This is a genomic window from Streptomyces pyxinae, assembly GCF_024756275.1.
In the GTDB taxonomy this organism is placed as follows: domain Bacteria; phylum Actinomycetota; class Actinomycetes; order Streptomycetales; family Streptomycetaceae; genus Streptomyces; species Streptomyces pyxinae.
Window position 1 is genome coordinate 21672 of sequence record NZ_JANUGQ010000014.1, and the last position, 25090, is coordinate 46761.

General features: G+C 71.5%; 20 protein-coding genes and 1 pseudogene. 15 read left to right on the top strand and 6 right to left on the bottom strand.

All coding sequences use genetic code 11. The features are described 5' to 3' along the window. Positions 1-1382 precede the first annotated feature (1382 nt). Positions 1383-1574: a hypothetical protein gene (locus NX801_RS17435; protein WP_258788666.1), complete on the bottom strand. Its 192-nt coding sequence runs from the start codon at positions 1572-1574 to the stop codon at positions 1383-1385. Between the two features lie 223 nt (positions 1575-1797). Here NX801_RS17435 and NX801_RS17440 point away from each other — a divergent pair, with 223 nt between their 5' ends. The 5 genes from NX801_RS17440 to NX801_RS17460 all read left to right on the top strand — a co-directional run bounded on the left by NX801_RS17440 (position 1798) and on the right by NX801_RS17460 (position 9752). After that, a complete protein-coding gene (locus NX801_RS17440) occupies positions 1798-2886 on the top strand; it encodes a hypothetical protein (protein ID WP_258788667.1) in 1089 nt (362 codons plus the stop codon). Positions 2887-2929: 43 nt separating this feature from the next. Beyond that, positions 2930-3343, top strand: a complete 414-nt coding sequence (locus NX801_RS17445; protein ID WP_258788668.1) for a hypothetical protein — start codon at positions 2930-2932, stop codon at positions 3341-3343. 118 nt (positions 3344-3461) lie between these two features. Beyond that, positions 3462-3875 carry a hypothetical protein gene (locus NX801_RS17450; protein WP_258788669.1) on the top strand — a complete coding sequence of 138 codons (414 nt, stop codon included), beginning with the start codon at positions 3462-3464 and terminating at the stop codon, positions 3873-3875. A gap of 289 nt (positions 3876-4164) precedes the next feature. Next, positions 4165-5406: a hypothetical protein gene (locus tag NX801_RS17455; protein WP_258788670.1), complete on the top strand. Its 1242-nt coding sequence runs from the start codon at positions 4165-4167 to the stop codon at positions 5404-5406. Between the two features lie 974 nt (positions 5407-6380). Further along, complete coding sequence (locus tag NX801_RS17460; protein ID WP_258788671.1) at positions 6381-9752, top strand: NACHT domain-containing protein; 3372 nt, start codon at positions 6381-6383, stop codon at positions 9750-9752. A gap of 255 nt (positions 9753-10007) precedes the next feature. Here the strand turns inward: NX801_RS17460 and NX801_RS17465 are convergent. Continuing rightward, positions 10008-10610 (bottom strand): annotated as a pseudogene (locus tag NX801_RS17465) (tyrosine-type recombinase/integrase); the annotation flags it as partial. On the opposite strand from NX801_RS17465, the gene NX801_RS17470 reads away from it, so the two are divergent. Next, positions 10591-11043, top strand: coding sequence for a helix-turn-helix domain-containing protein (locus NX801_RS17470; protein ID WP_258788672.1), 453 nt, complete (start codon positions 10591-10593; stop codon positions 11041-11043). The pseudogene NX801_RS17465 and the gene NX801_RS17470 overlap by 20 nt on opposite strands. Before the next feature lie 50 nt (positions 11044-11093). Here NX801_RS17470 and NX801_RS17475 read toward each other — a convergent pair whose 3' ends face one another. Continuing rightward, entirely contained in the window at positions 11094-12749 is a 1656-nt protein-coding gene (locus tag NX801_RS17475; protein ID WP_258788673.1) for an IclR family transcriptional regulator domain-containing protein, read from the bottom strand. Between the two features lie 136 nt (positions 12750-12885). On the opposite strand from NX801_RS17475, the gene NX801_RS17480 reads away from it, so the two are divergent. From NX801_RS17480 to NX801_RS17515, 8 genes are all read left to right on the top strand, one after another. Next, positions 12886-13656, top strand: a complete 771-nt coding sequence (locus NX801_RS17480; protein ID WP_258788674.1) for a CoA transferase subunit A — start codon at positions 12886-12888, stop codon at positions 13654-13656. Further along, positions 13656-14303: a CoA transferase subunit B gene (locus tag NX801_RS17485; protein WP_258788675.1), complete on the top strand. Its 648-nt coding sequence runs from the start codon at positions 13656-13658 to the stop codon at positions 14301-14303. The genes NX801_RS17480 and NX801_RS17485 overlap by 1 nt, the downstream gene beginning before the upstream one ends. Then, positions 14300-15514, top strand: a complete 1215-nt coding sequence (locus tag NX801_RS17490) for a thiolase family protein (RefSeq protein ID WP_258788676.1) — start codon at positions 14300-14302, stop codon at positions 15512-15514. The genes NX801_RS17485 and NX801_RS17490 overlap by 4 nt, the downstream gene beginning before the upstream one ends. Before the next feature lie 7 nt (positions 15515-15521). Next, complete coding sequence (pcaH, locus tag NX801_RS17495) at positions 15522-16295, top strand: protocatechuate 3,4-dioxygenase subunit beta (protein WP_258788677.1); 774 nt, start codon at positions 15522-15524, stop codon at positions 16293-16295. After that, positions 16292-16906 carry a protocatechuate 3,4-dioxygenase subunit alpha gene (gene pcaG / locus NX801_RS17500; RefSeq protein WP_258788678.1) on the top strand — a complete coding sequence of 205 codons (615 nt, stop codon included), beginning with the start codon at positions 16292-16294 and terminating at the stop codon, positions 16904-16906. The genes pcaH and pcaG overlap by 4 nt, the downstream gene beginning before the upstream one ends. 241 nt (positions 16907-17147) lie before the next feature. Next, positions 17148-18554: a lyase family protein gene (locus NX801_RS17505; RefSeq protein ID WP_258788801.1), complete on the top strand. Its 1407-nt coding sequence runs from the start codon at positions 17148-17150 to the stop codon at positions 18552-18554. Further along, a complete protein-coding gene (pcaDC, locus tag NX801_RS17510; RefSeq protein ID WP_258788679.1) occupies positions 18551-19723 on the top strand; it encodes a bifunctional 3-oxoadipate enol-lactonase/4-carboxymuconolactone decarboxylase PcaDC in 1173 nt (390 codons plus the stop codon). Before NX801_RS17505 ends, pcaDC begins: the two co-directional genes overlap by 4 nt. A gap of 2 nt (positions 19724-19725) precedes the next feature. Then, a complete protein-coding gene (locus tag NX801_RS17515) occupies positions 19726-20898 on the top strand; it encodes a 4-hydroxybenzoate 3-monooxygenase (RefSeq protein WP_258788680.1) in 1173 nt (390 codons plus the stop codon). 60 nt (positions 20899-20958) lie between these two features. On the opposite strand, the gene NX801_RS17520 is transcribed toward NX801_RS17515, so the two are convergent. Both NX801_RS17520 and NX801_RS17525 read right to left on the bottom strand, forming a co-directional pair. Then, positions 20959-22443, bottom strand: coding sequence for a uracil-xanthine permease family protein (locus tag NX801_RS17520; RefSeq protein WP_258788681.1), 1485 nt, complete (start codon positions 22441-22443; stop codon positions 20959-20961). Next, positions 22413-23558: an aryl-sulfate sulfotransferase gene (locus tag NX801_RS17525; protein WP_258788682.1), complete on the bottom strand. Its 1146-nt coding sequence runs from the start codon at positions 23556-23558 to the stop codon at positions 22413-22415. The genes NX801_RS17520 and NX801_RS17525 overlap by 31 nt, the downstream gene beginning before the upstream one ends. 178 nt (positions 23559-23736) lie before the next feature. Between NX801_RS17525 and NX801_RS17530 the strand changes: the two genes are divergently transcribed. Continuing rightward, complete coding sequence (locus NX801_RS17530) at positions 23737-24318, top strand: helix-turn-helix domain-containing protein (RefSeq protein WP_258788683.1); 582 nt, start codon at positions 23737-23739, stop codon at positions 24316-24318. 99 nt (positions 24319-24417) lie between these two features. Here the strand turns inward: NX801_RS17530 and NX801_RS17535 are convergent, their stop codons facing one another. After that, positions 24418-25089, bottom strand: a complete 672-nt coding sequence (locus tag NX801_RS17535; protein ID WP_258788684.1) for a potassium-transporting ATPase subunit C — start codon at positions 25087-25089, stop codon at positions 24418-24420. Position 25090: the final 1 nt, after the last annotated feature.

Consider the following 25090-nt stretch of genomic DNA (forward strand, 5'->3'; position numbering starts at 1 on the left):
CCGTTCCCAGGCATCTGAACCTTCGTTAGGCATATGACTTTGAAAACTCCAAGGCTGAGGGATCGCCCCTTGCCCCCCAACAGACCGCCCCGTGAAGGACGCGACCGGCAGGCCGTCGCGCCTGAGGGGTGACCTCTTCCTCGACAGCGGACAGCCCAGACCCCACGACGCCCCTGTGGGCACATGAACGTCAAGTACAAGGAGACGGCCCGGGGCGGGCTGGCGGTGAACATCATCGAGTGCTGAGGATTTGGGCCCTGACCAGCGCGTTCATACCTTTCAGCGCTGTCAGGGCCTTCCTTGCTTGCACGGCGGAAAGTCCCTGGATCGGCCCTGGAAAGACGCGAAAGTCCCTGAAAAGTTCTTAGGATATCCCTGCGCAAGCAGCCTTCCTGGGCCCGGGATCAGGGCCCCAATCCCTCGAAGAGACCGGCGAAGCCACCGCTCGTCATAATGTTCGAGGCCCTCTCCTCCGCTCCACGCAGCGGGGAGACGAACGCGGGACGTAAGCTGCCGTAATCAGTCAATGGGGGATCATGGAAGCGCCGAACGTCATCGGAGACTGGCAGGACTATCTGTCCGATGAGTGGGCTCGGCCTGCGTGTACGGGTGTACACCCTCACGAGGGGAGTCCCTCCGCAGGGTCGTAGGGACGAGGCGAAGGGGCTGACGTACGTCTCGTACCAGGCAGCGTTCAAGAACTGTCGTTCCACACACCTCTCCATCGATTTGTGCGACCATCCCCGCCACATTGACGTCCGTGTGAGACGAGACGACCACGGCGCCTTCGTGGATGAGTACGGCTCCAGCGACATCCGAGGCTTCAGCCTCTACCCGCAACGGCGGGCGACGGCCACCGTATACGCCGCTGCACCCACGCGCAGTTGCGGCAACTGGACATCCAAATCAGTCCAGAGATCGACGGTGAGCAAGCATTCGGATACGTCTGGGTCGGCGGACTCGGCATCCACGAGGGCTTAACGGGAAGGAACTCTCGCGCGTCAGCGGCTGATTCCGGCATGGCCCGCGAGGTGGAACGTTTCCTGGAGGAGACGGCTCCCGGTTCCTGAAACCACCATGTCGACGGGGGCGCCTGCAGCTCTGACCCTCAACTGGGCCAGCGCTGTCTTCAGGTTTCGAACTCAAGACCTACGCATTACGAGCACGCTAGTGATCGTGCCGGCTGTGTCGGCTGGTGTTGCCGAGTACCGTTCTGCCTGATCAGACGACTGGTGCCGGTCCGTGTTGCACTGCCCAAAGGCGTCCCCGCTCCCCGTGCGCTCCCCTGGTGGCTGCCCATGACCGGCGATGTCCGGTCAGCGACTGGCCGGTGGCTCCGGTACGGTCCTTGTCCCCATCCCACAGACACCTGGCCGGGGAGGTCACAGGGTCCCGCAGAGGGGGAAGTGGCAGTCGAGAATCTTGCGGGCTTCCCGCCGGCGGGCGCGGCGGGGGTGGAACAGGGCGACGCCGACAATGACGATGTAGACGGTGATCCAGATGCACAGGGCGGTGATCAGCGCCCAGGGCAGGGGTCCGGTCGCGGGGAGGATGTCGGTGAGGGTGGTGAGCATGGTGGTCTCCTGGTCGTTTGCCGGGCCGTGTGCTCCGGCGGTTCCCCTAGATCACCAGGTCCCATGCGCCTCGCCTGGATGAAGGTGGGAGGGCTCTATGTCCAAAACCGCGTCCTGCTTCAGGCGGTGTGGGTAGGTTCGCGGCATGTCCTCTACGGGTGATCCGGTTTCCGCTGATCAGCAGCTCATCGACCATGCTCTTCGGCACGATTTGGTGGTGTCGGTGAAGCAGCTTGCGCTGTGGCGGCGGGCGGGTCTGTTGCAGGGGCACACGGTGCGAGCGCTGGGCCGGGGGCGCGGGAGTGCGTCGGTTGCGAATGATGAGGCGTTCGGCCTGGTCGTGGCGCTCGCCCGGCTGGCACGGAGGGGTGCCCGGCCCTCTCATCTGGCACTGGCGCTGTTCGGCGAGGGGCATCCAGTGCCGGAGGCGGCCGTACGAAATGCCTTCGAGAAGGCCGTGCGGGGGCACGGGACCGGCCTCGGCGAGGAGGATCCGGAGACCGTGGAGGACGAGGAAGAGTGGGCGGAGCGTGTCGCCGACGAGGTGGTCGCCTCCGGGCAGCGGGTTCGGCTGATTCCCGCGCGGGCGCGGCGGATCGACGAGGGCATCGCCCGGTACATGCGTGACCGTGGGGTGGTGTGGCCTCCCCCGGAGCTGGTCGGCTTGGACCGGAACCCGGAGCCGTCGAGTCCGTCCGGTGGGGAGGTGACGGCCGCGGCGGTGGCCACGGTGCTGCGCGGGGGTGCTTCCGTCACGCCGCAGGGGATCGGTGATGTGCTGCGGGCCATGCAGCCGGCGGGGTGGGGCAACCCAGGGGCGTCCCTGGTCGAGTACACGGTCGAGGACGTCCCGGATGCCTCCCATGAGGTGTTCCTCCCCGACGGCGGGATGAGTACCGTCCCCGACGGGCCTGTTCTCGACACCCTGGTCGGTCTGGCGGTGACAGCGAGCCTGAACGATCTGCGGGGCGCCTGGGCGGCGAGCGGGGCGACCCGGGAGTGGGCGCTGGACCTGTGCGACCGGGTCGAGACGGAGCTGGCGGCCAACGAGCTGGGCGATGCGGCCTTCGAGTGGCTGATGGGCAGGGCCTTCGTGTCGGGGATGGTGCTGATGGCCGAGGTAGGCGATCAGCGCTGGTCCCTGTCGGACCGGGCGAGGGACTCCCTGATGCTGCTGCTGATGCGGCAGGCGCTCCGCGATCTCGATGAGAAGGTGCCGGGCTGCCAGTGGGAGCTGCTCGAGTCCCCCGGGATCATGCCGGCCTCGCTGGTGCCTTTCCTCCGGCCGCAGCGCGTCTCAGAGCTCCGGTAGGACGATTATGGACCAGGGCACTCGTGAGACCGTGGTGGTAGCTGTGGCCGAGATGGCGGTGCTGCGTGCTCTGCAAGTCGCTGGCCGCCGGCTGCTCGCGCGGCGGAGCCGGGCGGTACGGGGCTCTCTGCAGGCCGTCCCCCCGCGGGAGCTGCATGTCCATGTGCCGGTTGGTGATACCGATCTGGATCTTCTCCTGCGGGACGCGTGGGTCATCCCTGAAGCCGTCGGCCTGCCCTCGATGATGATCGAGAGACTGGATCAGCATGTTCGGATTCTGCTCGCTGCCGGGCTCGGGTACCGCCGGGGCGACTTGATCAAGACGGTGTCTCGTCTTCCGCTGCAACAGCTTGAACTGCCCTGGAACGCGCACGCTGGGACTGATGAGACTCATGCCCAGGGCGGGCGATCCCGTGCAGCTGAGGACGGCAAGCGTCCTCTGGCATTGCACCGGTGAGACCGTCGAACCGTATGACCATTGCCCTCGGTGTGATGACTTCCATGATGCACAGACTGACCGCAATGGCCGCTACGACTTCATGTGCGGCAGTGACCGGGCGGTCGAGGTCACACTGGTGACCAGCAGCGTGGCCCAGCAGAACCGGAGCGCCTGGGAACCGTACCTCACCCAGCGGGCGGTACCCGAGCTGGATCTGGGCTGGCATGTGGTGTTCGCGAGCACGGCGAAGGCAACCTACGGAGGCCGCAAGGAGAACCCCCGATTCAAGGACGCCCTGACCGTCATCACCCGGGCCCAGGCCGAGCTGGAGCGGCGGGGCGTGTCCCGCTTCGGCCCCGGCACGGCCTGTATCGAGCAGCCGTTCCTCGAAGAGGCATGCCCGTACAGCACCCTGGGCGCCGCTGGGGTGACCTTCGGTTGTTCCATGCGCAGCGAGACAGGTGCTGGCTACATCAGCGCCGGGCTGCTGACGGGGTACGACCAGATGCCGGCTTTCAACCCGGACCACTGGGCGCCGACAGTGCCATGACCCACATGCAGAAGCAGACCGATAGTCTCCGCCAGGACATGAAGCGCGAACGCGAGACCGAGACCGCCATCCAGCTCGCCGGTGAAATCCTGGACCCCGAACTCAGGGCCGAGCTCCAAGCCGCACTCGTCCTCAAGCTCTCCGGAGCCACCCTTAGCGAGGTCAGGGCCCCTGCACGCCGACGACGACGATTCCCTCCCAGGAGGGATCACTCAACGGAGCCACCCGCTGATCCGTCTGCCCGGATCACACCCGTCGTCACAGGAGTAGACACGAGGGAGCAAAACAATTGAACGAGCAGAAGTTCACGGATATGGCCGGGCAGTTCATGCGCATGGCGCTCGACTCCTGGCGGGCCGGAAACCGCACGTTCGCCGTCCTACACGCGGGCATGGGCTGCGAGCACGCGCTGAAAGCTCTTCTCACCCATTACGACCCGCTGCTGATCTCCGACAAGGCAGATCGAGCCCACAGATTCCACGTGCTGGGGTTCGGCGACCAGCCCAGCGTTAAACCGCTCACTGAGGCCCGGACGATCGGCATTGCGGATGCCTTCAAGGACGCCACAGTGTTCATGCGGGGGGCGATGCCGGTCACGTTGCAGCAGTTCACGCCCGTCATGGAGTCCCGCAACGGGATCGCCCATTTTGCGTACCACGACAAGCAGGCCGAGGAGACGATCGTCTCGACTGCTCTCCGCGTGGCCGACGCCGTCCGCGCCGAGCTCGACGTCGAAACAGGTGACTTCTGGGGCGACTACAAGGCCGTGTTCACAGACCTGTCCCAGGTTGCCGCCATGCCCGCCCCCGCCGGACAAGCCGACCGCGAGAACATCGAAGACGCCGCCGAGAAACTCGCGCTCGACGAACGAGCCAGGACCCGCGCCATGGTCTCCGCCGCCGTCACCACGGCCGTGGAGGCCGCCTCGTGGAAGTCGGCAACAAGACCCGATGAGCACCAGGAAGACGTCGCCCGCACCGCCCTGAACGCGGCACTGATCACCGCGCTGCGGACCGCCGGAGCCCAGGCCCGCCAGATCGCCACCCAGCTTCTCGGGGAGTACGAGGTCGTCCCGCTCCCCGTCCGACCGGACGACTTCCCCACCAACCCCGATATCGCGCAGCGAGCCCACACCGCCGTGACCGTGAAGGTCATAATCGCGTCAGGCGTCATGGCGGGACTCGTCGACACGCAGTACCTCGACCCCGATCTCGCCATCATCCCCAGCCTGAACGAGCTCGACGCAACCGGATGGCTCAGAAGCAGCCAGACACGAGGCGGGCACGTGTGGTGGCGGCACTGCCCGGCCTGCGGCTATGCCGGCAACGTGTACGGGGACCCCGACGCCACGCCATGCCTGTGTGAGGAGTGGGAGGAGGAGTGCAAGCACCCCGGCAATGTTGTCGATGTCGGAACCGTCGAATCCTTCTCATGCCCCTTCTGTGGCCTCGCGCTGAGCAGCCGCGAAGAGATCGCCACGGCAGGCATCGAGTCACGCACCGAAGCCCCCAACCCTGCAGAGTTCTGGTGAGCACACCCAAGAAGTGACAGTTCCTGCCGCAGGTCCGAGTGGCTCGCCCGCCGCCGCGACCCCAGCAGCCCCCTGGCCGACCTCCGCGGCCCCGCCCACCGCGCCCGTGCGATCGGCGCCGCGATCCGCACGGGACGGGCCCGCGGCGAGTCCGAGAATGAGATCGCCCGCTGCATCGAAGCCGCCGTCGCCGCAGGGTGACCCCTGAGTCTCTGGGTGAATCGCCCGGCGGGGACAACGGCGCGCTGTCACCTGATCAGTTGCAGGAGCCAGTACACCGCATCTTCGCCGCCCAGTGGCTTCCGGAGACCCGTGAAGCCTCCGCCCTCCGCGACACCTGGCGGTACCTTCGAAGTCACGACAATGCGTGCTGATCAAGGGGCCCGGGCGATGACTGAGTCGAATGACGCTTGGCTGACTGAGGTGACAGCTTCAGGACGCCGCAGCATAGCTGCAGGCGGTGATGTGATTCTCGCAGTGAAGCGTCCTGCCGACCCAGGTACACTCCCCGCGATCCAAAACGAGGCGACGTACCGCCACTTCGCACTGGATGCGGAGCACGCCACGCGCCAGACCTTCACCACAGCCCCCGTCGCGAACATGGCCCTGCGCCAGTCCTTTGGGTGGACCCCGCCGACACGGACACCGCCGTGCTCTTCCTCGCCTCTGGCGAGGCCCGCCACATCACCGGCGCCGCCCTGCTGGTTGACGTCAGCCATCTCGTGAAGTAGGCACCCTCCCTGTCCCTGCTCCGTCGTACGATGACGCGCCGGATGAGAGGGGCCCCTCGGAGGACGCCGGCGTCTTGAGAGGAGCTTTCGGTGTCGACGGCCAGGCGAGGTGCCCTAGGCGGCGCAAGCAACGAAGCGGGCGCTAACCACCGGGCCGGTATCGCGGCCCTGGTCGCCGTCCACGGCTTACTGGACGAGTGCGTGCCCTGGCTTCGGTCCGCAGCAGCGCCTGTACTGCTGCGCATGGAGGCGGATCTGCACGTCGACGACGTCGTCGTCGATCTCGCCGATGGCACGAGAGCCTTCGTCCAGGCCAAACTGAACGCCGGTGACAAGGCGTTCAAGGACTCGTTCGACCAGTGGTGCCGTGCCGTGGCGTCCGGTGAGTGCCGCCCGGGTGACGAACTCCTCTTCATCGTCACCCGGAGCACCCCGGGGCTGGGCCGCACGGCCGATGCCCTCACACTTCACCAGAGTGGTGCTTCGCCGACTCCCACATCGTCCCGTCAACTCGACCGTCTGCGCAGTCTCGCCGCCGACGCGGGGTTGGGCGGCGCGGACACAGACCGCCTCCTGGCCGCGGCGCGAGTGCACGCCCTGGACGCTCGCGACGGCGGTCCCGACGAGGCATTCGGCGCTGCCTGTCTCAATGCCGCCGTCGTCACGGCAGGTCACGGCAGAGCGGCATTCCGCGCGATGAAGGCGGCGGCACGGGTACAGGCCGAACAGCGCACGGCCTCGGGCCCGCAGCAGTGGCGGGGCTGGCTCCTCGACGCGCACCTCCCCCTGGTCGCCGACGCTTCGGGTGCACCGACAGCCCGGTTGGAGGCCATGGACCAGGATGTGGCCACGTACCGGGAGAGGTGGGCGGCCGAGCGAGACGTCCTCCCACTCGCCGATCTCGGCCAGGGCCTTAAGTCGATGACCGTGCCGGGCGCGGCGAAGGCCCTGAGAGCCGTGACACCAGCCAAGGAACAAAATCGAGGCCGGGACGCCCTGGTCAACGTGGTACGCCGTCAGGGCCGACTCTTCCTCGTCGGACCGCCGGGGTCGGGCAAGACCGTGGCATCACGCCTCCTGGCGGCGCACTGGGCAGGCCATGCGCACGCGCCCGTTCCGCTGTGGCTTCCGCTCCGCGAACTGGTACCCCTGCTGCCCCCGGCAGGTCCTTACCGGCTCGATCCGGCCGACCTCGTACGAGCGGCCGTCGGAACCGCTCGGCCCCTCCTGGCCGAGGCCCTGGTGTCACACGTTCGGCAGGGCAACGCCCTGCTGTTGCTCGACGCGCTCGACGAAGTCCACGACCGGCAGGACGCCGTGGTCGAGGCTGTGGCCCACGTGCTCGACGAGCTCCCCACCGAACTCGACGTCGTCGTCACCTCCCGCCACTCGTCGGCCGCAGCAGCCACGCGCCTCCGGCTCCCCGTCCACGAACTGCTGCCTCCAGAAGAGCTGACTGACACCCTCGACCACCTGCTGGAGACACTCGCGGAAAGGTTCACGGAAGCCCAGGGCAGAAGGGACTGGATCGCCGATCGTGCGCGTCGCGTCGAGCACTCCCGCCGCGCCGAGAGGGCCCTGTGGCGCGTCCCGTTGCTGGCGACACTGATGGTGCTCCTCATCGCCGAACGCCCGGCAGCCGCCCTACCCGGCAGCCGGGCCCAGCTCCTCACCGAGGTCATCGACGCCAGTGTCCGCCGATGGGAGATGCGCCGCGGCTCACCACCGACAATGCCGGACACGGACGCTCACCTGACCGCCGAGATCCTGATCGACTGCTTCGACGACATCGCCCACGTCGTCGCCGTGGCCGGCACGGCGTCGTGGCACGACGCCCATCAGGCGGTCGGCGCCCGCCTGCGGCAACACTGGGGCAAACCGCCGGGCGTCGCAACCGCCATTGCCCGCCACGCACTCGAGTACTGGGACGCGACCGCAGGCGTGTTCATCACGCACACTCCGCAGGGGGCCCTCACCGCCCGTACCCGCCTATTCGCCGAGATTGGCGACGCCCGCTGGGCCGTCCGTGACCCCCGGACGCTTCCCTCATGGATGGAGGTGGCGCTGGCGAACCCCGAACGCCGGGAGGCCGCCCGGCTGGCCGCGAACCTGTCATCACAAGCAGCCGACAGCCTAATCGAATCAGCCCTGGCTGCCGGGGACGAGACACTGCTCGACCTGGTTCACGCTGCCCTCACCGACGGAACCTCCTTCGACAGCGGCCCGCTGCACCGGTACCGGGAGGCCCAGCTGGCCCGCCTTCCGCATGTCCCGGACCACTATCCAACATCGCCCGGTGTCGATTTCGACCTCAGTGCCGGCCTGTCGCCGCGCGCAGAACTCGCCGGCAGGATCGCGGAAGAGGATCTCGACCCCGACCAAGCACGACAGCTGATCGAGTTCGCCCTCGGACTGGGGCCCGGGCAGCATGCAGTGATCACGGCGCTGTGTATCCAGCGACAGGCCGCACGGCATTCCGGCTCGCCGACCGCGGACGAGCTCGACATCATCGAGGCGGGTCTCGTCGCAGCAGCGAGTGCAGATAGGCAGGCAGACGAGTACATCGTGGGCGCAGATCCACTCGTTCGTTTCGCCATCGAGCACCTCCTCCCCGAGCGTCCTCACGTGCTACCCCATGTGAAGAAGGCCGCTCGACTCACGACTCTCGACACCTACGAATGGGTCGAGACCGAGCTGTCGAAACTGGGCCATGCCGGCCCGTTCGCCGAGTGGGGCGCCAGCAATGCCCGGGGGGCGTTGCGGCAACTTGCTGAAATGTCCAAGTCGTTGAGGAGAGTCTTCGACGGTCTGGCGACGCTGGACGTATCCCCTGTGCAGTTGGCGCCGGCGCAGCGCTGGCACCTCGACGATGCCGCCGCATTCATCGCGGCCCTCAACTTGAGACGACAGTCCGCCGCCCACATCCTCGCGGCCGTCGGCCCACACGCCGAGCTGACCCGTGCCCTCCTTCGGCACGCCGCCGCGGCCAACAACGTCGATCGCGCTCTCCTCGCTGCCCAACTCCGCAGCCTCCGTGACGAGAACCCTGAGTACCCGAATTGGGGACTCCTCTACTACGCCGCCACCCGCACGCCAAGCCTGACCTTCACGCACGACACCGTTGACTCCGAACTCACGTTCGCCACGCTCGCCACCGGCAACGACTGGCTTATCGAACTCGGGCTGAAGCTCGCTGGCAACGCCCGCACCTGGCCGCAAGGCCTGGCCGAACGTCTCCTGCACGTCCTTCCCGACCTCGACGCGTTCGCCCGCCTGAGCACCGCCGGCCTTCTCACGTACCGAAGCCCAGACCTCGCGCTCCCGGGGACCGACGCCGTCATCCGGGCCGGAGCGTCACGTATGCGGGCCTTGAAGCTGGCCAAGGAGCGACGCCACAGCGAAGCGCAGGACATCCTCAGAGACCCCGACCTCCTTGTCCGCACTTACGCGGCGGCCCGTCTGCGCGATGCCTCCCCGGACGATCTCGCCGTACTCAAGGAAGCCCTGGCCGTCCCACCGGACCGGTGGACATGCATGGAATGCGAGGCTCCCTTCCCCCCAGTCGCCGAGCGCTGCCCCGAGGGGCATCATCGCCCTGTCCCTGAACTTGCGTAGCCCGACGGCAGGGCGGACATGCTCCGGGTGCTGCTATCCGGCGCGGCCGCCCGTCCCGGATGATCTTCCCCGACCAGATCCTGGCCACCGTGCTCCCCTTACGGGTCGTCCTCGATGCGGAACCCCTCGCCGTGCTGTTCGGCACCAGCCGCACCGCCGAGGCGCCGCACCAACATCCGTTTCCCCTCGTCAGCGTGGGTGCAATTGCTGTCCCATAAGGGGACGAAGAATCTGCCATTCTCTCGAAGCCGGAAATCAGGCTGCTTCCCAGAGGCCGGCGTCCAGGATCCAGGCGGCCTTGGTGATGCTGCCCGGCATCAGGTGCCGGTAGGTGCGGTACGTCTCCTCGATGGATTTGTGCCCCATCCACTCCGCCACGTCCGTGATCGGGATCCCGTTCCCCAAGGCATTCGAGGCGAAGTAGTGTCGGAAGCCGTACATCCCCACCCCCTTCCTCCGGTGGAAGGTCCGCGAAGAGCTTCCTCACCCGGCGCCGCTCCATGCCTTCGGTGAAGTAGCCGCCCGGGCCGCGCAGCAGATAGCCGTCCCGCGTGGTGCCGTGTTTCTCCGCGTACCCGTTCGATCGCCTCCCGCACCGACCGTGGCAGCGGCACCTCCCGGAGCTCCCCCGTCTAGCGGTGCTTCAGCTTCGCCGGCCTCAGCGTGTTGGAATGCATCTGTTCCCTCACCCGGTAGACGTCCTGGGCCACGACATTGTGGACGTTCATCGCCCGCGCCTCACCATTCCGTAGGCCGCACCCCGTCATCATGGCGATCTCCAGCGCGAGGTCCTCGTCGGCGACCGTCAGTGCCTTCTTTCACGTAGGCGAGCGACGGAATGGCGACCTGCTCGCGCACGGGCCTCCTGCCGCTCGACGCCCAGGTGGAGCTCGTCCGGCACCTGCTGTCCGCGCTCGTCCTGCGGCTGTCCCACCTCGGCCCCCGCGAGCAGGCGCGCCCGGAGGGCAACGAGGTCTTCCTGGCCTTCCACCGCGCGGTCCGCGGCAGCTTCGCCACCAGCCGGAGGGTCGACGAATACGCCCAGGCCCTGGGCTACAGCCCCCGTACGCTCACCCGTGCCGTACTCGCCGCCACCGGCCGCACCGCCAAGCAGTACCTGGACGACTACACGGTGCTGGAGGCCAAACGCCTCCTGGTGCACACCGACCTCGCCGCCGCCGGCATCGCCGGCCGCCTCGGCTTCGCCACCCCCGCCTCCTTCGCCAAGTTCTTCCGGCAGCACACCGACCGGACGCCCACCGATTTCCGCCGGGGCGCCCGCACGCCGTGACCGGCCGGACCGACCGGGCTCCCGGGCCCCGTGCCCCCGGCGCGGGCGGCTCAGTTGGGGGCGATCCGGGCGAAGCGTTCGGCGGTGTGCAGGTCGCTCTCGATGCGCCGGGCGGTGTCCCGGAGGCGGGGCAGCACGTGGTGGAGGCAGTCCTCGACGGTGCGGCTGCCACTGTGCATGGAGATGTTGCACGCGGCCACCGCCGTGCCGGTGCGGTCGCGGACGGGTACGGCCAGCGAGCGCAGCCCGACCTCCAGCTCTCCGTCGACCAGGGCATGGCCGTGCTCGGCGGCGTGGGCGAGGGCGAGATCCAGGTCCGCGCGGCGGGTCAGGGTGAGCGGGGTCAGTGCCCTGACGGGGATGCTCGCGAGGCGGGTGTCGCGCTCGGCGGGAGGGAGGGAGGCGAGCAGGACGCGTCCGAGGGAGGTGGCGTGGGCGGGCAGCCGGGTGCCCACGGTGATGTTGACGCTCATGATGCGGTGGGCGGCGGCGCGCGCGATGTACTGGACCATGCCGTCGTCCAGGACGGCCAGCGACGCCGACTCCCCGATCCGCGCGGACAGTTCCCGCAGGTGGGGCGTGGCGAGCCGGGCGAGGGTGGTGGAGGCCAGCAGCGGGAAGCCGAGGTCGAGCACGCGGGGGGTCAGCCGGTGGTCGCGGCCCTCGGCCGTGATGTACCCCAGATGGGTCAGGGTGATCAGCGCGCGCCGTGCGGTGGCCCTGGGCAGCCCGGTGAGGTGGGCGACTTCGCTGAGGGTCAGTGGTGAGCGGCCGTCGAAGGCGGTGATCACGGTCAGACCGCGGGCCAGGGACTCGATGAAGACGGGCCCCAGTTCGCGCTTGGAGGCGGTCGTCCAGGAGGCCAGTTCGGCGGCGCCGGGCGCCGGCCCCGGGTCGGGTGCCGTGCCGGCGCGCTCGGCCATCTCCCGGGCGGCGGCGCGCAATCGGGGCAGCAGGCGCTCGCGCAGGCCGGCGGCGCTGTGGCGACTGGTGTGGCTGACCACGCTCAGGGCGCAGGGTGTGTGCTCCGGGGGGAGGGGGACGGGGACGGCCAGGGCGACGAGGCCGGGCTCGATCAGCTGGTCGTCCAGGGCCCAGCCGTCCGTCCGCGCGATCGCGGCCCGTTCCCGGAAGGCGGCCTCGTCGGGGTCCGGGTGGTGCGGCGGCAGGGCGAAGGTGTCGCCCGGGGGGTCCTCGTCCCGCCGGGTGCGCCACGCCTGCCACTGCTCCGGGTCCCAGGCGGCGGCGAACAGCGGGCCGGGGGCGGTGCGTTCGGCGGGCAGCCGGTCACCGATGCGGAAGCTCAGGGACATGGCACGCCGTCGGGTGGCCTGGTGGACGAAGCGGATGGCGTCGCCGTCGGGGACCGCGAGGGAGACCGACTCGTCCAGTTCGCCGGCGAGGCGGTCGGCCGGCTCGCGGAGCAGGGCGGGCAGGCGCAGCGCCGCCAGATAGGCGTTGCCCAGTTCCATGAGCCGTGGCGTGAGCGTCACATGACGGCCCTCGACGCGCGCGTACCCCATGGCCGCGAGGGTGGCGGCGACGCGGTCGACGCTGGAGCGGGCGAGTCCGGTCTCCCGCTGGAGACCGCTCAGGCTGAGCGTGCCGTCCGCCCCGCTCAGTGCGCGCAGCAGGGCGATGCCGCGCATGAGCGGGGCGACGGCCTCGGCCGGCGTCCGGTCCGGTGTGGTCTTCAGCGGTGGCATCGGGTCTCCGTCGGGGTGTGGCCGGAAGTGAACGCACCGTGTCAGGACCATTGACAGCCGCGCAAGCCGGTCGGCACACTCAGCGGGCGAAATCAGTGGAAGAAATTTCACCAGGCGAACAAGGCCGGGAGTCTCTATGGACAAAGTGGTCGCTTCGGCGGCGTTCGCCGTGGCCGATGTGCCCGACGGCGCGTCGATCGCGGTAGGGGGCTTCGGCCTCAGCGGCGTGCCGGGCGGGCTGATCGAAGCCCTCCACGACCGGGGTGTCACGGGCCTGGGCGTGGTCTCCAACAACTGCGGCGCCCTGGGCTCGGGCCTGGCGGTCCTGCTGTCCGCGGGCCGGATCGCCCGGGTGACCGGGTCGTACATCGGCGCCAACGAGGAGTTCGCCCGGCAGTACCTCGGCGGCGAGCTGGAGGTCGAGCTCATCCCCCAGGGCACCCTGGCCGAGCGGCTGCGGGCCGGCGGCGCGGGCATCCCCGCCTTCTACACCCCGGCCGGGGTCGGCACCCAGGTCGCCGACGGCGGGCTGCCCTGGCGTTACGACGGCGCGGGCGGCGTCTCCGTCGCCTCACCGCCCAAGGAGGTGCGCGAGTTCGACGGCACCGCGTATGTGCTGGAGCGCGGCATCCGGACCGACTTCGCGCTGGTCCGGGCGGCCCGGGGCGACCGGCACGGCAACCTCGTCTTCCACCGGTCCGCCCGCAACTTCAACCCGCCGGCCGCCATGGCCGGGCGGATCACGATCGCGGAGGTCGAGGAGCTGGTCGAGCCCGGCGCCCTCGACCCCGACCAGGTGCATCTGCCCGGCGTCTTCGTCCAGCGAGTGGTCGCCCTCACCCCGGAGCAGGCCGCCGACAAGAGGATCGAGAAGCGCACCGTGCGCGACCGGAAGGAGCACGTCTGATGGCGTGGACCCGGCAGGAGACGGCCGCCCGGGCGGCCGCGGAGCTGCGGGACGGCGAGTACGTCAACCTCGGCATCGGGCTGCCCACCCTGATCCCGGATCACCTGCCCGCCGGCGTGCACGTGGTGCTGGAGTCCGAGAACGGCATCCTGGGCACCGGCCCCTACCCGCGGGCCGAGGACGTCGACCCGGATCTGATCAACGCGGGCAAGGAGACCGTCACCGTACTGCCCGGCGCCTCCTTCTTCGACTCCGCCCTCTCCTTCGCGATGATCCGCGGCGGGCACATCGACACCGCCGTACTCGGCGCCATGCAGGTCTCGGCCCGGGGCGATCTCGCCAACTGGGCCGTGCCCGGGAAGACGGTCACCGGCATCGGCGGCGCCATGGACCTGGTGCACGGCGCGCACCGCGTCATCGTCACCATGACCCACACCGCCAAGGACGGCAGCCCCAAGATCGTCCCCGAGTGCACCCTGCCCCTCACCGGCCGTGCGTGCGTGGACCGGATCATCACCGACCTGGCCGTCCTCGATGTCACCGAGACCGGTCTGCTGCTGGTGGAGACCGCCCCCGGCGTCACTGTGGACGACGTCCGCTCGCGCACCGCCGCCCCCGTCCGTGTCCCCGAGCGGAGCCTCGTATGATCTCCCGCCCCCGCGACGTGTACGTCGTCGACGCCGTGCGCACCCCCATCGGCAGGTACAACGGGGCACTCGCCTCCGTGCGGCCCGACGACCTGGCCGCGCACACCCTGCGCGCCCTGCTGGAGCGCGCCCCGGAGCTCGATCCGGCCCGGATCGGGGACGTGGTGCTCGGCAACGCCAACGGCGCGGGCGAGGAGAACCGCAATGTCGGCCGGATGGCCGCCCTGCTCGCCGGCCTTCCGGTGACCGTGCCCGGCGTCACCGTCAACCGGCTGTGCGCCTCCGGCCTGGAGGCGGTGATCCAGGGCGCGCGCTCCATCGCCGCCGGCGACCACTCGCTCGTCATCGCCGGCGGGGTGGAGTCGATGACCCGCGCCCCCTACGTCCTGCCCAAGAGCGACCGCCCCTTCCCCGCCGGGCACGGCGAGCTGTACTCGACCACCCTGGGCTGGCGCATGGTCAACCCGCGGATGGAGCCGCGGTGGACGATCCCGCTCGGCGAGAGCGCCGAACTCGTCGCGGAGAAGCACGCCATCGGCCGCGAGGAGCAGGACGCCTTCGCCCTCGCCTCGCACGTCAGGGCCGCGGCCGCCCGTGGCGCGGGCCTGTTCGACCGTGAGCTCGCGCCCGTCACCGTCCCCGGCCGCAGGGGCGAGTCCGTGGTGGTCGACCGGGACGAGAGCATCCGGGAGAACACCTCGCTCGACGCGCTGGCCGCGCTGCCCCCCGCCTTCCGCGCCGAGGGCGGCACCGTCACCGCGGGCAACTCCTCGCCGCTCAACGACGGCGCGGCCGCCCTGCTCCTGGCCGACGAGGAAGGCGTACGGGCCACCGGCCGCGAGCCGCTGGCCAGGATCACGGCCCACGCCGTGTCCGCGTGCGAACCGCACTACTTCGGCCTGGCCCCGGTCCAGGCCGTCACCCGGGCCCTGGAACGGGCCGGCCGCACCTTCGCGGACCTCGCCACGCTGGAGCTCAACGAGGCCTTCGCCGCCCAGGTCCTGGGCTGCCTGGCCGAATGGCCCGGTCTCGACCCGGACCTGGTCAACCCGTACGGCGGCGCGATCGCCCTCGGGCACCCGCTCGGCGCCTCCGGTGCCCGGCTGGCCGGCACCGTCGCCCACCGGCTCGCCGCCCGCGGCTCCGGCACCGGGGTCGCCACGCTGTGCGTCGGCGTCGGTCAGGGCTCGGCCCTCGTACTCGAAAGGTAGGCACCCCATGACCATCCCGCTCACCCAAGAGGCGATCAGCGCCGAGATCGCCGGCCACCGCGAGCGGTACGGCGAGCACCTCGCCCGTGGCGGTGCGCCGAGCAGCCACCCGGACCGCGCGTACGCCCCCTACCGCGGCAGTCTGCTGCGCCACCCCCGGCAGCCGCTGGTGGCCGCCGGGGACCCGGAGATGGTCGAACTGACCGGCCCCGCCTTCGGCGTCACGGACGTCACCGAACTCGACCACGACCTCACCCGGCAGCACACCGGGGAACCGCTCGGCGAGCGGATCACCGTCGCCGGCCGCGTCCTCGACCGCAACGGCCGGCCCGTGCGCGGGCAGCTCGTGGAGATCTGGCAGGCCAACGCATCGGGCCGCTACGCCCACCGGCGCGACCAGCACCCCGCCCCGCTCGACCCCCACTTCACCGGCGTGGGGCGCTGCCTGACCGACGACCGGGGCGCCTACCGGTTCGTCACCATCAGGCCCGGCGCCTACCCGTGGCGCAACCACGCCAACGCCTGGCGGCCGGCGCACATCCACTTCTCGCTGTTCGGCACCGCCTTCACCCAGCGCCTGGTCACCCAGATGTATTTCCCCGGCGACCCGCTCTTCGCCTACGACCCCATCCTGCAGTCCGTCACCGACGACGCCGCCCGCGAGCGCCTGATCGCCACCTACGACCACACGCTGTCCGTGCCCGAATGGTCGCTCGGCTACCGCTGGGACATCGTCCTGGACGGGCCGGCCGCCACCTGGATCGAAGAGGGACGCGCATGACCTCCGCCCCGCCCACCGCGCCGGCCCCGACACCCCCGGCGGAGCCCTCCCCCACCCCCTCGCAGACCGTCGGCCCGTTCTACGGCTACGCGCTCCCCTTCACCGGAGGCGGCGACCTGGCACCCCCCGGCCACCCCGACACCCTCACCCTCCACGGCCATGTCCTCGACGGCGCCGGGCTGCCCGTACCCGACGCGATCGTCGAGGCCTGGCAGCCGGCCCCGGACGGCTCGCGCACCGGAGCACCCGGCTCGCTGCGCCGCGACCCGGTCACCGGGGCGGTCATCGGCCGCGACACCGTGACCTTCACCGGCTTCGGCCGCGTCGCCACCGACGCCGACGGCCACTTCACCCTGCGCACCCTGCCCCCCGGCGGCGTACCGTACATCAGCCTGATCGTCTTCGCCCGGGGACTGCTGCACCACCTGCACACCCGCGCCTACCTGCACGACGCGCCCGGCCTGACGGGCGACACCCTCCTCGCCCGGGTCGGCCCCGCCCGCCGGGCCACCCTGATCACCCGGCCGGACGGCCCCCGCACCCACCGCTTCGACATCCGTCTGCAGAGCGACGACCAGCACGAGGAGACGGTCTTCCTTGACTTCGGCTGACCTTCCCGGGCCCGACCGAACCGGGCCGTACCGATTCGAGCCCGGTCGCCCCGCGCCCGACCGCCCCGGGCCCGGCCGTACCGCGCCCCACCGTGCGGGGCGCGACCGAACCGAACCCGGCCGATTCGAGGCCGACCGATTCGAGCCCGACCGGTCCGGCGCCGACACCGGGCTGCTCGCCCCCGTCCAGGCCGGCACCGAGGTAGAGGCCCTGACCGGTGACGCGGCGTATGTACGCGCCATGCTGGCGGCCGAGGTGGCGCTCGTGCGGGCCCAGGCGCGGCTCGGCCTGGCCCCGGACGAGGCGGCCGGCGCCATCGCCCGGGCGGCCGGGGAACCGGGCCGGTTCGACCCCCGCGACCTGGCGCTGCGCGCCCGCGCCGGCGGCAACCCGGTGATCCCCCTGGTCGAGGACCTCACCGCGGCCGTCGCCGCGACCGATCCGGCGGCCGCCGCCCATGTCCACCGCGGGGCCACCAGCCAGGACGTCCTGGACACCGCCACGATGCTGGTCTCGGCCCGGGCGGTCGATCAGCTCCTGGCCGACCTGGACCGTGTCGCCCACGGCCTTCACCACCTGGCGCGCACCCACCGGGACACCACAATGGCCGGCCGCACGCTGACCCAGCACGCGGTGCCGACGACCTTCGGGCTGAAGGCGGCGGGCTGGCACTGGCTCGTCACCGACGCCCGGCACCGGCTGGCAGGCGTACGCGCCCGTCTGCCGGCGCAACTGGGCGGTGCCGCCGGAACCCTGGCCGCCTTCCGCGCGTACGCCGGGACGGCGGCGGACACGGCTGACACGGCTGACACGGCTGACACGACGAACGCCGCGGCCCCGGCGGACGGCCCCCCGGACCTGGCGCTGCGTCTGGTGGCCGAGTTCGCCCGCGAGACCGGTCTCGCCGAACCCGTACTGCCCTGGCACGTCCTGCGCGTCCCGGTCGCCGAACTCGGCGGCGCCCTCGCCCATGCCGCGGGCGCGCTCGGCAAACTCGCCGCCGACGTCCTCGTCCTGTCGCGCACCGAGATCGGTGAGGTCACCGAGGGCAACGGTGGCGGGTCCTCGGCCATGCCGCACAAGGCCAATCCCGCCCGCGCGACCCTGATCGCGGGCGCCGCCCGCCGGGTGCCCGCGCTGGCCGGCGTGCTCTACGCCGGACTCGCCGCCGAGGACGAACGCCCCGCCGGCGCCTGGCACGCCGAGTGGCAGACGCTGCGGGACGCCCTGCGCACCGCCGGCGGCATGGCGGCCACCGCCGCCGGACTCGTCACCGGTCTGCGCGTCCACCCCGACCGCATGCACGACAACCTCGGCGCCACCCACGGGCAGATCATGGCCGAACGCCTGGTGGCCGCCCTCACCCCACGGGCCGGACGGGCCCGGGCCCGGGAGGTCGTCAGCCACGCCGGCCGGCAGGCCGCGCGGGAGGCCGCCGACCTCCTCGACGTCCTGGCCGACGAGCCGGCCCTCGACGGCCTGCTGACCCGGGGACAGCTCCAGGCGCTCGCCGATCCCGCCACGTACCACGGAGCCGCCGGCGCGCTGGTCGACCGCGCCCTGAGCCGACCGTGCGCCGCCCCCGCCCCCGCCCCTTCTCCCGCCCCCGCCCCCGAGCGCCGGCTGCACACCCGAGGAACGCCATGACCCCGCACCACCAGGTGGACGGCCTCCCGAACCGTCCGTCGCTCCTCCTCGGCCCCTCCCTCGGCACCCCCCTGGCCGTCTGGGACCCGCAGATCGCCGCGCTGGCCCGCACCCACCGGGTCGTCCGCTTCGACCTGCCCGGCCACGGCGGCACTCCCGCCGGTCTGCTGCCACGCGGCGCCGGCATCACCGAACTGGCGTGTCACGTACTTGAGTTGGCCGACTCTCTCGGCATCGGCCGCTTCGCCTACGCGGGCATCTCCCTCGGCGGAGCCATCGGTCTCCAGCTGGCCGCCCACCACCCCGAACGCGTCTCGCGCCTGGCCGTGGTCTGCTCCTCCGCGCACTTCGGCGGGCCGGACGGCTGGCACGAACGCGCCCGGGCCGTCCGCGCCTCCGGCACCGGCCCCCTCGCGGACACGGCGGCCGGGCGCTGGTTCACCCCCGCCTTCGCGGGGTCGCCCGCCGCCACCACGCTCACCGGCGCCCTGCGTTCCGCGACCGACCCGGAGGCCTACGCCCGGCTGTGCGAGCTCCTGGCCGCCTACGACGCACGCGCCGACCTGGGCCGCGTCACCGCCCCGACGCTGGTCGTGGCCGGACGCGACGACCCCGCCACACCGCTCGCCCATGCCCGCGAGCTCGCCGACGCCATCCCCGGCGCCGGCCTCGTCGAGATTCCCGGCGCCGCCCACCTCGCCGGAGTCGAGCGGCCCCGGGCCGTCTCATCGGCCCTGCTCGCCCACTTCACCGGCGACGGCGACGGCGCCGCCACCGACGACGCCGGCCACCACGCCGCCGGTCTGGCGGTCCGCCGCACGGTCCTCGGTGACGGCCATGTGGACCGCGCCATCGCCGCCACCACCCCGCTGACAGCCGTGTTCCAGGACTTCATCACCCGCTACGCCTGGGGCGAGATCTGGACCCGGCCCGGCCTGGACCACCGCACCCGGCGCTGCCTCACCCTCACCGCGCTCGTCGCCCAGGGCCACCACGCCGAACTGGAGATGCACCTGCGCGCGGCCCTCACCAGCGGCGACCTCACCGCCGAGGACGTCCGGGAGGTGCTGCTCCAGTCCGCCGTCTACTGCGGCGTCCCCGCCGCCAACGCGGCCTTCGCCCTCGCCGACCGCGTCCTCGCCGAACTCGCCCGCACGCCCCAGGAGTGACCATGCACACCACCGTCGCCATCGTCGGGGGCGGCCCCGCCGGGCTGCTGCTCTCCCGTCTTCTGCACCGGGCCGGCGTCGACAGCGTCGTCCTGGAGCGCCGCGACCGTGCCTACGTCGAGGGGCGCCAGCGCGCCGGTGTCCTGGAGCAGTCCACCGTCGACGCCCTGCGGGAGGCCGGAGCCGCCGAACGCCTCGACCGCCAGGGCCTGGCGCACGACGGTGTGGAACTGCGCTGGGCGGGCCGGTCCCACCGCGTCGACTTCCCGTCCCTGACCGGTGGCCGCCGGGTGTGGGTCTACGCGCAGACCGAGGTCGTCAAAGATCTCATCGCGCTGCAGACGGCCGCCGGCGCGGCACCGTACTTCGACGCCGAAGTCCGCGCGATCGAGCACATCGACACCGACCGGCCCACGGTCCGCTACCTCCACCAGGGCCAGGAGAAGGTGCTGACCTGCGGCTATGTCGTCGGCTGCGACGGCCACCACGGTGTCGCCCGCACGGCCCTCCCGCGCGGCGTCCGGCGCACCCACGAGCGTGTCCACCCCTACTCCTGGTTCGGTGTCATGGCCGACGTCCCCCCGTCCTGCGACGAGCTGGTCTACGCCCACTCGCCACGCGGCTTCGCCCTGCTCAGCATGCGCTCGCCGGAGGTGAGCAGGCTGTACTTCCAGGTGCCCAACGGCACCGATCCGGCCGACTGGTCCGACGAGCGGATCTGGGACGAGCTCGACGCCCGCTCCGCCCTCGACGGCCGGACGCTCACCCGCGGCCCCATCACGTCCAGGAGCGTCCTGCCCCTGCGCAGCTCCGTCACCGAACCCATGCGCCACGGGCGTCTCTTTCTGGCCGGCGACGCCGCGCACATCGTCCCGCCCACCGGCGCCAAGGGACTCAACCTGGCCGTCTCCGACGTCGTCGTCCTCGCCCGCGCGCTCACCCACCGGCAGCGCACGGGGGACACCGCTCTCCTCGACGCCTACTCCGACACCTGTCTGCGCCGCGTCTGGCGGACCGAGCACTTCTCCTCCTTCATGACCACCACTCTCCACACCGGCCCCGGCCAGAGCGAGTTCGACACCCGCCTGCAGATCTCGCAGCTGGACCGGATCGCCGCCTCACCTCACGCGGCCGCCGAACTCGCCCTGAACTACGTCGGTCTGCCCCTGCCCTAGGGTCTTTGGCCAGGGCTTCCGTACGAGCGGCCGCCCGCACGCGCGAGTCCCGCCCTGCCGTCATCGCCGTGGCTCCCGGCCGCCGGCGGCCGGTCCGGCGGCCGCGGGTGCGGCCGACCGCCCCCGGGGCCGGGGCAGCCGGGAGAGAGCGTGCAGCAGGACGGCCGCGACGGTGCCCGAGACGACCGCGTTGCCCAGGGTGCTTCTCACCCACTGAGGGGCTTCGGCGTAGAGGGTGGGCGAAACGATGGGCAGCAGACCGACGGTGAGGGCGGTGGCGGCGACCGTCCCGCTCACCCGGTCATCCAGATCGGCCCGGTGCAGCATCCGGATCCCCATGACGGTGATCACGCCGTAGACGGTGAGGGCACCGCCGCCCACCACGGCCGGCGGGATCGCGGCCAGCCACCGCGACAGGGGGGCCGCGAGACCGCAGGCGACCAGGAGGACGCCCGCCGCGGCGGTGACGAATCTGCTGCGTACGCCGCTGAGGTTGCTGATGCCGATGTTCTCCGCGCTGGTCACCATGGGCGCGAGACCGAACGCCCCCGCCAGCAGGGAGACGACCGCGTCGGCCCGCAGGACGCGGGGAACGTCCCGGCCGGGACGAGGGACGCGTCCGACGGTCTCGCTGTTGAGGACGGTCTGGCCGGTGGCCTCGGCGAGCGAGGTGAGGCTGAAGACCAGCAGCGGCAGGGCGGCCAGTACGTCGAAGTGCGGAGCCCCGTAGGGGGCGATCCGGGGCAGCTCGGCCGGTACGCGCGCGAGCGGGGTGAGCGCGCCGAGTCCGCAGGCCACGGCGGCCACGGTGCCCGCCGCCATGCCGAGCAGCACCGACGCCTGCCGCCAGATCCCGCGCAGCAGCAGATGTGCCGCCAGGGTGCAGCCCATGGTCACGGCGGCCAGGGCCAGCGCCGACAGCGGCGGGCGCCCGGCCGGTCCCGCGATGAGCCCGGCGGCCGCCCGGACCATGGAGACGCCGATCAGCACCACGGTGACGCCCATGACCAGCGGCGGGAAGAGGCGCACGACACGGGCGTAGAACGGTACGACGGCCAGCAGCACCAGGGCCGCGAGGATCACCGAGCCGCTCGCCGTGGCGGCCCCGTGTTCGTCCGCGACCGCCAGGAACAGGGCGGTGGCCGCCCCGCCCGGCAGCATGACGAACGGCAGCCTGGCACCGATGCCCCAGGCCCCGAGGGACTGCAGCAGTGTGCCCGCGCCGCAGAGCACGAGGGTGACACCGAGCAGCGTGGCGGTGCGCGGCCCGGACAAGTGCAGCGTTCCGGCGGTCAGGAAGGTCGTGGAGACGGGGGCCGCGAACATCGCCAGGACGTGCTGCGCGGCCAGCGGCAGCAACCGACGCGGTGGTGGAAGTTCGTCGACGGGGTCGGCGGCGGCACCCGTCGCGGTGACCCCGGCCGGCGGCTGCCGGCCGGAATCGTCCGTGCCGCGGCCCTGCGGGGTTCGGCCACGCGCAGGGGAGGCGGGCCGCTCCGGGCCCGGGGTGCCGGTCACGGCCGGGAGGTGGCGGACGGCTGCCACGGGAGCTCGTCCTCGGCGTAACGGTAGGCACGGAAGACCGCGTTCGGCTCGGCCGGGAAGAGGGAGCGCACCTCCGCCTCCCGGTACGCGCCGAAGTGGGGTACCACGTACTCCCAGCACAGGTAGCCGTCGGCCGTCACCTCGAAGAGGCGGCCGGCGGGCGAGTCGGTGACCAGGGTGTTGCCGTTGGGCAGGCGCTGCGCGCTGCCCATGAAGGGCGCGAAGAACGCTTCCCGCGCCGGGTCGTGGTACTCCCAGACGATCTCGCCGCTGGAGGTGTCGATCTCCACGACGCGGGAGTAGGGGACGTCGCATCCGGGGCGGAAGACGCCGTTGTCGAAGACGAGGAGATTGCCCCCGGGCAGTTCGGTGGGAGCGTGCTGCTGGGAGACGGTGCCGGGTTTCGAGCGCCACAGGACCTCGCCGGTGGCGCGGCTGATGACGATGACGGCGGAGACGCTGCGGAGGCTGGCCAGGATGTTGCCGTCGGAGAGCGGAGTGACGCTGTTGATCAACGGCCAGTGCTCGCGGGCGTAGTGCGGGTGGAGCGGGTAGGCGGCCCGGTCGAGGTGGTCGGCGGCCCGCCAGGACCAGGTGGGACGGCCCTCCGCGTCGACCTCCCGGACGGTGTCCGCCCATACGGCCCCGCCGGCGGCCTCGGACCCGTCCACGCCCCCCTGTACGGCGCGGGCGTCCGCGCCGTACAGGGGCTCCAGGGCCGTGTAGAGGATGCGTCCGTCGTCGCCATGGTGGGCGTCGTGGTGCTGGAGGGGGTCCCGGTGTTCACGCAGGACGGTGCCGTCGGGGGACGCCTGCAGCATGATCCCGCCCCGGTACTTGTGCCACATGGGGAACAGCGCCCGCCGGCCGGGCAGGACGCCGTTGTAGGCGAGCCGCCCGTCGGCCAGGAGCCGGGCGTGCCGGCCCGGCCGGTAGGGGAACCGCCACTGATGGACCACCTCACCCTGCGGGTCGATCAGGTACACCTCGCCGCCACCGGTGAGCGGGGCGTAGAGCGTGTAGCCCCCGAACGAGGCGGCGGGGTCCACGGCGATGAGGCCCGTCCCCCTCCGGCGGCGTGTGTTCTGGTCGAGCCTGCCGTACCGCGCCGTCATCCGACACCCACCCGTCCTCATCGGTCAAAGTTTTGTTGATGAAATCAAGATGGTTTGACGGTAGCGAGGAGATGTTGCCGGCTCATGGCCGCCGTGTGACGGGGTCCGGCCCGGCCGCGCGCGGGGATAGAGTCACCCGGGTGGCACCAGGCGGTTGCGGTCGGGGCGGGAGCGGGAGATGAGTCAGCAAGACGGCGATCCGGGCGGCGTACGGGTCGGAGCGAGCATCCGCAGGCGCCGCCGTGCCCTGGACCTGACCCTGGCCGAGGTGGCGGAGCGCGCGGGCCTGTCCTCCCCCTTCCTCAGCCAGTTGGAGAACGACCGGGCGCGCCCCAGCATGCGCTCGCTCCAGCGCATCGCCGACGCCTTGAACACCACGGCCGTACAACTGCTCGCCGCCGCGGAGAGCCCCCGCCGCATGGATGTGGTCCGCGCGGACGACCCGACCGGTCTGGCGTCCGGCACCACCGGCCGGACCCGGCCACTGGTGCGCGGCCATCACCAGCTGCACGCGCTGGAGTTCACCGGGGAGCACGACGGGGCGCGTGAGTTCCAGCACCGCAACGACGAACTGATGTACGTGGCCGACGGAGCGGCGACGGTGGAAGCCGACGGCCGGGCCGTCCACCTCGGTCCCGGCGACACCCTCTACCTCACCGGCGGCATCCGTCACCGCTGGCAGGCCACGGCCCCCGGCACCCGGGTCCTCCTGGTCGCCGTGGCGGAACACGTCGAGGTCACCGCCGACCCGCGTCTGTAGCGGCGGGCTCGCGGGTCGGTCACCGGCGCTCGTGCGAGCGAGAACCGGCGGCTCCGGTACGTACCCGGGGCCGCCGGCACCTCTGCCGGGACAAGGCCATCAGCCCTTGGCCATCAGGTCCCTGAGCGCGATGTTGAGCATGAGCACGTTGACGCGGGGTTCGCCGATGAAGCCGAGGGCGCGGTCCTCGGTGTGGTCGGCGACGAGCTTCTCGACCGCCGCGACACCGAGCTGGTTGCGCGCGGCGACACGGTGCGCCTGGAGCCTCGCGTACTCCGGCGAGATGTGCGGATCGAGGCCGGAGCCGGAGGAGGTGACCGCGTCGGCGGGGACGTCCGCGGGCTTCACCGGGTGGCCCGGGACCGAGTTGTCCTTGACGACGGCGGCTTTGGCGTCCGTCACCCACTTGATGAGGTCCGCGTTGTCACCGGAGCGGTTGGTCGCGCCGGAGAGGATCAGCGCGTACTGGGTGTTGACACTGTTGGAGCCCAGGCCGTTGGAGGGACGCGGCTGGAACCAGCGCAGGTCCGGGGCCGCTGTCTCCTGCCCGGCCTTCGGCGGCAGGTCGTAGCGCTGGCCGATCAGCTCCGAGCCGACGACTTTCCCGCTGGTGTCCTTCACTTCGGAGCCGTTGGCCCTGCCGGGGAAGGCGAGTTGGGCGACACCGGTGACGGCGAGCGGGTAGAGCACACCGCAGACGACGGTGAGGACGAGGAGCGCCCGGAGTCCGGCCCCGAGCACGCGGGCGGTGTTTCTCACGGAGTTGTTCATG

Excerpts from the sequence above, each read along its gene's own strand:
- NX801_RS17435 (WP_258788666.1), bottom strand. The coding sequence starts at position 1,574 with ATGCTCACCACCCTCACCGACATCCTCCCCGCGACCGGACCCCTGCCC.
- NX801_RS17460 (WP_258788671.1), top strand. The coding sequence starts at position 6,381 with ATGGAGGCGGATCTGCACGTCGACGACGTCGTCGTCGATCTCGCCGAT.
- NX801_RS17470 (WP_258788672.1), top strand. The coding sequence starts at position 10,591 with ATGGCGACCTGCTCGCGCACGGGCCTCCTGCCGCTCGACGCCCAGGTG.
- NX801_RS17475 (WP_258788673.1), bottom strand. The coding sequence starts at position 12,749 with ATGCCACCGCTGAAGACCACACCGGACCGGACGCCGGCCGAGGCCGTC.
- NX801_RS17480 (WP_258788674.1), top strand. The coding sequence starts at position 12,886 with ATGGACAAAGTGGTCGCTTCGGCGGCGTTCGCCGTGGCCGATGTGCCC.
- NX801_RS17485 (WP_258788675.1), top strand. The coding sequence starts at position 13,656 with ATGGCGTGGACCCGGCAGGAGACGGCCGCCCGGGCGGCCGCGGAGCTG.
- NX801_RS17490 (WP_258788676.1), top strand. The coding sequence starts at position 14,300 with ATGATCTCCCGCCCCCGCGACGTGTACGTCGTCGACGCCGTGCGCACC.
- pcaH (WP_258788677.1), top strand. The coding sequence starts at position 15,522 with ATGACCATCCCGCTCACCCAAGAGGCGATCAGCGCCGAGATCGCCGGC.
- pcaG (WP_258788678.1), top strand. The coding sequence starts at position 16,292 with ATGACCTCCGCCCCGCCCACCGCGCCGGCCCCGACACCCCCGGCGGAG.
- NX801_RS17505 (WP_258788801.1), top strand. The coding sequence starts at position 17,148 with ATGCTGGCGGCCGAGGTGGCGCTCGTGCGGGCCCAGGCGCGGCTCGGC.
- pcaDC (WP_258788679.1), top strand. The coding sequence starts at position 18,551 with ATGACCCCGCACCACCAGGTGGACGGCCTCCCGAACCGTCCGTCGCTC.
- NX801_RS17515 (WP_258788680.1), top strand. The coding sequence starts at position 19,726 with ATGCACACCACCGTCGCCATCGTCGGGGGCGGCCCCGCCGGGCTGCTG.
- NX801_RS17525 (WP_258788682.1), bottom strand. The coding sequence starts at position 23,558 with ATGACGGCGCGGTACGGCAGGCTCGACCAGAACACACGCCGCCGGAGG.
- NX801_RS17530 (WP_258788683.1), top strand. The coding sequence starts at position 23,737 with ATGAGTCAGCAAGACGGCGATCCGGGCGGCGTACGGGTCGGAGCGAGC.
- NX801_RS17535 (WP_258788684.1), bottom strand. The coding sequence starts at position 25,089 with ATGAACAACTCCGTGAGAAACACCGCCCGCGTGCTCGGGGCCGGACTC.